Here is a 6,588-nt window from a genome sequence, read left to right as displayed (position 1 = left end):
CTCGCCGGCCAGATCGTGTTCGAGGTCGGCCCTGGCCCCGGCGGGCTGACCCGCGCGCTGCTACGCGCGGGCGCGAGAGTCATTGCGGTCGAACGCGACGACCGCTGCCTGCCGCTGCTCGCCGAACTGGGCGAAGCCTTTCCGGGGCAGCTGACCGTGATTGCCGACGATGCAATGGCGGTCGACATCAACGCGCTGACCGGCGGCGCGCCCTATCATATCGTCGCGAACCTGCCCTATAATGTCGGCACAGCGCTGTTCACGCGCTGGCTCGAGCCCGCAGGATGGCCACCCCGCTGGGTGTCGCTGACGCTGATGTTCCAGCTCGAGGTCGCCGAACGGATCGTCGCACCGGTGGACACCAACGCTTATGGCCGGCTGGCGGTGCTCGCGCAGTGGCGATCGACCGCGAAGATCGCGATGAAAGTCCATCGCTCGGCCTTTACGCCGCCGCCCAAGGTGATGTCGGCGATCGTCCATGTCACCCCGGCGGCCGAACCCGAGGGTGTCGACCCGAAGCGCCTGTCGAAGCTGACCGAAAAGGGGTTCGGACAGCGGCGCAAGATGCTGCGGCAGAGCCTGAAGGGCATCGAGGGCGCGGTGGAGGCCGCCGAAGCGCTGGGGATCGATCCGACGCGCCGCGCCGAAACGGTCAGCGTCGCCGAATGGGTCGCGCTGGCGCGGGCGCTGGATCGCTGACACCACCTCTGTTTGCAACCACCGGATGTCCGGTTTGGGGTGGAAAGCGGACGTTCGTTCCCTCTCCTTCGTCATCCCGGACTTGATCCGGGATCCATACGATGGTGCGGCCATGGATCCCGGATCAAGCCCGGGATGACGATGAGAGATAAGTCCGCAACCGGTCGTTACCAGCTATTCGCCTCATTTCGCAAAGGACCGCCCCACCCGTCCGGCGGAACGGCCCCTTGCCTGCTGTCCCGCCTCAGTTCAGGCCGAACCGCACCGTCGCGCCCACGGTCCGTGGTCGCGCGACCGATCCCGCGAACGAGAAGGGCGCGTTCAGTATGCCATATTGGTTGAACAGGTTCTTGGCAAACAGCCCGATCTCGATCTTCTCGTTCACCGTCACCGATGCATTGAGATCGATCAGGTTGAAATCGCCCTTCTCCAGCGTCGCGCCAAACGCCACCGGCGCGCTGGACAGATAGCGGTGCGACAGCCCGATCCGCGGCTTCAGCGGTGAATCGGGGATGGTGAAATCGACCGAATTGGACAGGATCCAGTCCGACGCGCCGGGCAGGCGCGATCCCTTGGCATAACCGCCGCCGGGTGCGAAGCTGTCGGGCAGCAGCGATGACAGCCGCGCGTCATTGTATGAAACGTTCGACGCAAAGGTCAGTCCGCGCGCCGGCCGCATCGTCAGGCTGAGCTCAATACCGTCGATATCGGCGCCGCCACCGTTGACAGTGTAGGCACGCGTATCGGGGGTAAAGAGACGCGCCTGGATGTTGTCCCAATCGATATGATAGGCGGTCAGATCGACCGACAGCGTACCGTCGATCAGATCGAACCGGGTGCCGATTTCATAGTTTCGCGTCGTGTCGCTGCCAAACGACTGCGGCAGGTCGGGATAGGGCAACGCAAAAACGTTGAGCCCGCCGATACGGAAACCTTCCGAATAGAGCGCGTAGACCATGAAGTCGTCGTTCGGCTTGTACGTCAGCGACGCCTTTGGAACGAAATCGGATTGCTTGTCCGCGCCGGGCGCATAGTCGAACGCCGGGACCAGATCGACATTCGGCGCGAGCGTCGCCTCTGAACGGGTCCGGTACTCGAACACGCGGCCGCCGAGCGTGAGGGTAAGCTGGTCGATGATGTCGTAGGAGATTTCGCCGAAGATCGCCTTTTCGGTGACGTGGTTACGATAGGTCGAGCGGCTGGTGAAATCGTCAGGCGTGATCACGCTGCTCGGCTGGTCGTCGAATTCGCCGGGATTCGCATCGACATAGTCGGCGATACCTTCAAGCTGGAGCTGGTCGTTTCCAAAGCCCTTGAGTCGCGTGTAGTTGGCGCCGAACAGCCAGCGGAAACGGCCGCCGTCGGGCGAAGCGAGCCGGAGTTCGGCGTAACGGGTGTTCGAATTGCCGAAGCCGATGCCGACGAGCGGCGTGTCGGTGCGCGGATCGAAGACGCCAAGACCATAATCGAACAGCGAACTGGCTTTTTTCTTCGTATAGCTGCCAACCGCAGTCAGTGTAGCGAAACCGAGATCCTGTTCCAGCCGCAGGCTGTGCATCTGGAAATCGCTGTCCTGATATTCGCGCTCGGTGTTCGGGCGCGTATAGTTACGGGTGCCGGGGACGATGAAGACATAGGTCTGATCGTCGAGATCATATTCCTGATACATGCTGAGCAGCGAGATGCGCGTCGTTTCGGTCGGCGTGAAGACGACCGAGCCGCGCAGCCCGCGGACGCGCAAATCATTGCTCGCCTTGTCGCCGATCCCGGGGCTGTCGAGATAGCCGGCGTCGAAGCGCTGCAACGCGACGAGGCGCACAGCCAGTTTGTCGGTAACAAGCGGTACGTTGACCATGCCCTTGATCGCATAGCCGATCTCGCCGGCGCGCTTGGTCGTCGAAACCGTGCCTTCGAAACCCGCGTCGAAACGCGCGGGGTCTGCTTCATTGACGACATAGTTGATCGCGCCGCCAAGCGAGGACGAACCGAACAGGGTGCCCTGCGGCCCGCGCAGCACCTCGACCCGGCTCACATCGAAGGCATCGACATCGGGAATGACAAGCGGAAAGCCCGGCTCGCCGAGAGGCAGTTCGTTGAGATAATAGCCTGTCGTCGCTTGGTTCGCCTCGTGATAGGTGCTCGAAGCGATACCCCGGATTACCACCTCGGAATTGCCCGGCTGATAATCGTTGAACACGACGCCGGGGACGCGGGTAATATAGTCGGAAAGGCTCTGTGCATTGAGCTTTTGCAGCGTCGCTTCGCTGACCGCGGTCACCGAACCGCTGACGTCGCGCACCGATTGTTCGCGCTTCGCCGCGGTCACCACGATCTCGCTGTCGTCGATTGCACCGGCGGGCGCCCCCTGCGCCATCGCACCGGTTGCCTGTCCGATTGCCACCATCGAAATACCGCACGCCACGACCCGCCTGATCGATGCACAGACCATCTTTGCCTCCCTTTTTTGATATTGCTTGTTGGTATGAAAACCCGATGCTCAAGCTATCATGTTGAACTGGTGTGGCGGCGATGGTTGGGCCAGATTCCAGCCGGATCGGGCCAGCGGCCCGACCTGATAAAGCGCGGATTTGCGGGGCGTCCGGGTCAATTTGCCCAATCGATGGATTGGGCGGCCTGATCGGCGCAGTAAGCCAATGGGCGCGTCATAAACTGGCGCGACATCCCCATTGGATCGAAAAGAGGGTCGCCATGCGCATCGAAAACAAGGGTCGGCGAACATTTCTGGGCAGCGCGGCGGTGGCGGCGCTCATGCTCGGCAACCGCGCAGCATGGGCTTTCGACAAGGGCACCGCCGGACGCTGGCCCAAGGTCGAACCACCTGCCTCGCCGCGCATTTCGCATATGATCGAGCAGCTGGGCCGTACACGCGACGACGCTTATAGCTGGATGAAATTCATCCCGGCCGACGGCGAACGCACACGCGACAACCTGCCCGAGCGCGTCGGAACGATGCTTACCGCCGAAAATGCCTATGCCGACGCGATCCTCGAACCGCTCGCGAGCGAACGCGCGCGGCTGCTCGACGCGATGCTGTCGCGTGCAGCGGGCGACGTGGCGGCGCCCGCGCTCGAAAAGGACGGCTGGGAATATGGGTCGGCGATGCCTGCCGGCGCGGCGCACGCGGTTTATACGCGTGCGAGGAAAGGCGCGAAGCCCGAACCGATCGTTGACGAGGCGGCGCGCGCGAAGGGCCACCCCTATTTCCGCAGCACCGGTCATCAGCCGAGCCCCGACCATCGCTATTTTGCGTGGGCCGAGGATGTCATCGGAAACGACCGCCATCGCATCTGCATTCGCGACAATGAAAGCGGCGCGATCCGGACCGTCGTCGACAAGGATGCCTATGGCTATGGCGGCCTTGTCTTTGCTCCTTCCTCGCGCTGGCTGTTCTGGATCTGGCGCGACGCGCGCAACCGCCCGACGCGGCTTTATCGCACATCGGTCGACGGCAAGACCACCGACCTCGTCTACGAGGAAAAGGATCCGGCGATCTTCATGCAGGTGAAGCGCACCGCCGCCGACGGCTTCGTCGCGCTGACCCTTGCCGGCCCCGAAACCGCGGAAGTCCGCCTGGTGTCCGCTGCCAACGAAACGGCGGCGCCTGTCGTCGTCTGGCCGCGCAAAACGGGGGTACTTTACGAAATCGACGAGTGGAACGGCAGCCTTGTCGCGCTGAGCGACGCCGACGACGCGTTCGACATGGCGCTGCTGCGCCTCGATCCCGGAAGCTTTCGTACGCTTGCAACGCTCGTCCCGCACCGCGCGGGAACGCCGATCCTCTCGATCCTGCCTTTCAAGGATGCGCTCGTCCGGCTCGAGCGCGTCGACGGGCTGCACCGGCTCGTGATCCTTCGCCCTGACGGCGCAGAGCGGACGATCGCGTTTGACGATCCCGCCTATGCGATCGAGTTGCCGCCCGAGCAAAGCTATGCCGCGCGCTCGGTGATGATCGTCCACCAGTCGCCCAAATCGCCGCGCCGCTGGATCCGCATCGACCTTGCCAGCGGCAAACAGACGGTCGTTCAGCAACAGCAGGTCCTGAACTTCGACCCCGACGACTATGTCGTCGAGCGGCTGTTCGCTCCCGCCCCCGACGGCGAGACGGTGCCGATCACGCTGTTGTCACGCCGCGACGCACCGAAGGATGGCAAGGCGCCGCTGCTGCAATATGGCTATGGCGCGTACGGCGTTCCGAGCGATCCCGAATTCTCGATCCCCGCGCTGGCGCTCGTCGATCGCGGCTGGCGCTATGCGATCGCGCATGTCCGGGGCGGGTCGGAGAAAGGGCGCCAATGGTTCCTCGGCGGGCGCAAGTTCACCAAGCGCAACAGCTTCACCGACTTCATCGCCTGCGCCGAACATCTCGCGAACGAAGGCTATACGGCAAGGGGCAAGGTTGTCGCTTATGGCCTGTCAGCGGGAGGTCTGCTCGTCGGCGCCAGCATGAACATTTCCCCCGCCACTTGGGGCGGGGTGATCGCACAAGTGCCGTTCGTCGACATGCTCAACACAATGAGCGACGGCGCACACCCGCTCGTGCCGCTGTTCCGGCCCGACTGGGGCGACCCGCTCGCCGATCCAAAGGCCTATGACTATATCGCCTCGATCTCGCCGTACGAGAATGTCCAGGCCGCCGCTTACCCGCCCCTGCTATGCACCGCCGGACTGAAGGACGATCGCGTCGCCTATTGGGAGCCGGCGAAGCTTGTCGCCGAGGTGCGCCGCCGTTCGACGAGCGGCAATCCCGCGATCCTGCTCACCGATATGGACAGCGGTCATCAAGGCAGCGCCGACCTGACCAGCGAATATAAGCAGAAAGCGCTGTTCTGGGCCTTCGCGATGCGCTGCGTCTAGAAACCGCGGAACGTCGGCACCGGCGCGAACATCAAGGCAAGGAAGCCATAGGCACTCGCGAGCAGCAGCAGCACGCCCGCAGCGCCGACCAGCCAGTCGGCGCGCAGGCGGCGTACCAGATAGGCACCGATCGGCGCCGCGATCACACCGCCGATCAGCAAACCGATCGCGACAGTGCTGAAATTTTGCCAGCCGAGGCTGCCGATGAAGCCCGCGGCGATGGTGACGGTGACGAAAAATTCGGAGGCGTTGACTGTCCCGATGACGGTCCGTGGTTCGGCGCCCTGCGCGAGCAGGTTGGCGCTGACGATGGGTCCCCACCCGCCCCCGCCCGATCCGTCGGCGATCCCGCCAACGAGGCCGAGGGGGCCGACCAGCTTGAGGCTGCGATAGGTTTGCGGGCGCCGTGCGCCGCGCCACAGCAGATAGATACCGACCGCACCCAGATAGGCGAGCACGACCGGACGCGCGATGCTGTTGTCGATGTTGGTGAGCAACCACACCCCGATCAGCCCGCCGATAATGCCGGGAACGACGAGGCGGCGGAACAGCCGCCAGTCGACGTTGCGCTGCATCGCATGGCTGAGCCCAGATACGCCGCCCGTAAAACTCTCGGCAACATGGACCGCCGCCGAAGCCGACACCGGCGGCAGCCCGAGCACGAGCAGCAGCGCGGTTGCAATCACCCCGAACGCCATGCCGAGCGCGCTGTCGATCAGCTGTGCGGCGAAGCCGACGAGGATGAAGGGCAGCAGCGCCCAGAGCGTCAGCCCGTCGAAGATCGTCATTGCGCCGCGCGCCGTCCGCGTGCCGCCTTGCCGGTGCGGCGCGTAAGGAGAAAGGCGGCAGGAAAACCGAGCGCGATCAGCGACAGCGCGCCGGCGAATATCGGCTGACCGCCAGCGAGCCAGGGCAGCACCGCCGCCCAGATCGACACGCCGAGCACGGTGAGCAACGTTTGTTCCTGATCGATGTCGGTGGCGACCGCGAGCGGCAGGCCCCGCGCGTCGGCGC

Annotated in this window: 4 protein-coding genes and 1 pseudogene; 2 read left to right on the top strand and 3 right to left on the bottom strand. The window is 64.2% G+C overall.

All coding sequences use genetic code 11. The features are described from left to right. Window positions 1-699: 16S rRNA (adenine(1518)-N(6)/adenine(1519)-N(6))-dimethyltransferase RsmA (gene rsmA, locus VN047_RS16455; protein WP_325544549.1), on the top strand; the 699-nt coding region annotated here is incomplete at its 5' end. A 244-nt stretch (window positions 700-943) separates the two neighbouring features. Here the strand turns inward: rsmA and VN047_RS16450 are convergent. Next, complete coding sequence (locus VN047_RS16450) at window positions 944-3,148, bottom strand: TonB-dependent receptor (RefSeq protein WP_325544547.1); 2,205 nt, start codon at window positions 3,146-3,148, stop codon at window positions 944-946. 260 nt (window positions 3,149-3,408) lie between these two features. Between VN047_RS16450 and VN047_RS16445 the strand changes: the two genes are divergently transcribed. Next, complete coding sequence (locus tag VN047_RS16445; protein ID WP_325544545.1) at window positions 3,409-5,574, top strand: S9 family peptidase; 2,166 nt, start codon at window positions 3,409-3,411, stop codon at window positions 5,572-5,574. On the opposite strand, the gene VN047_RS16440 is transcribed toward VN047_RS16445, so the two are convergent. After that, a complete protein-coding gene (locus tag VN047_RS16440) occupies window positions 5,571-6,362 on the bottom strand; it encodes a sulfite exporter TauE/SafE family protein (protein WP_325544543.1) in 792 nt (263 codons plus the stop codon). The two genes, VN047_RS16445 and VN047_RS16440, sit on opposite strands and share 4 nt — an antisense overlap. Further along, window positions 6,359-6,588 (bottom strand): annotated as a pseudogene (locus VN047_RS16435) (hypothetical protein); the annotation flags it as partial. The pseudogene VN047_RS16435 and the gene VN047_RS16440, both read right to left, overlap by 4 nt.

This window comes from Sphingopyxis sp. (assembly GCF_035565275.1).
Taxonomy (GTDB): Bacteria; Pseudomonadota; Alphaproteobacteria; order Sphingomonadales; family Sphingomonadaceae; genus Sphingopyxis.
Note: the sequence above shows the minus strand (reverse complement) of the source record. Positions and strands in the feature narration are given on the sequence as shown.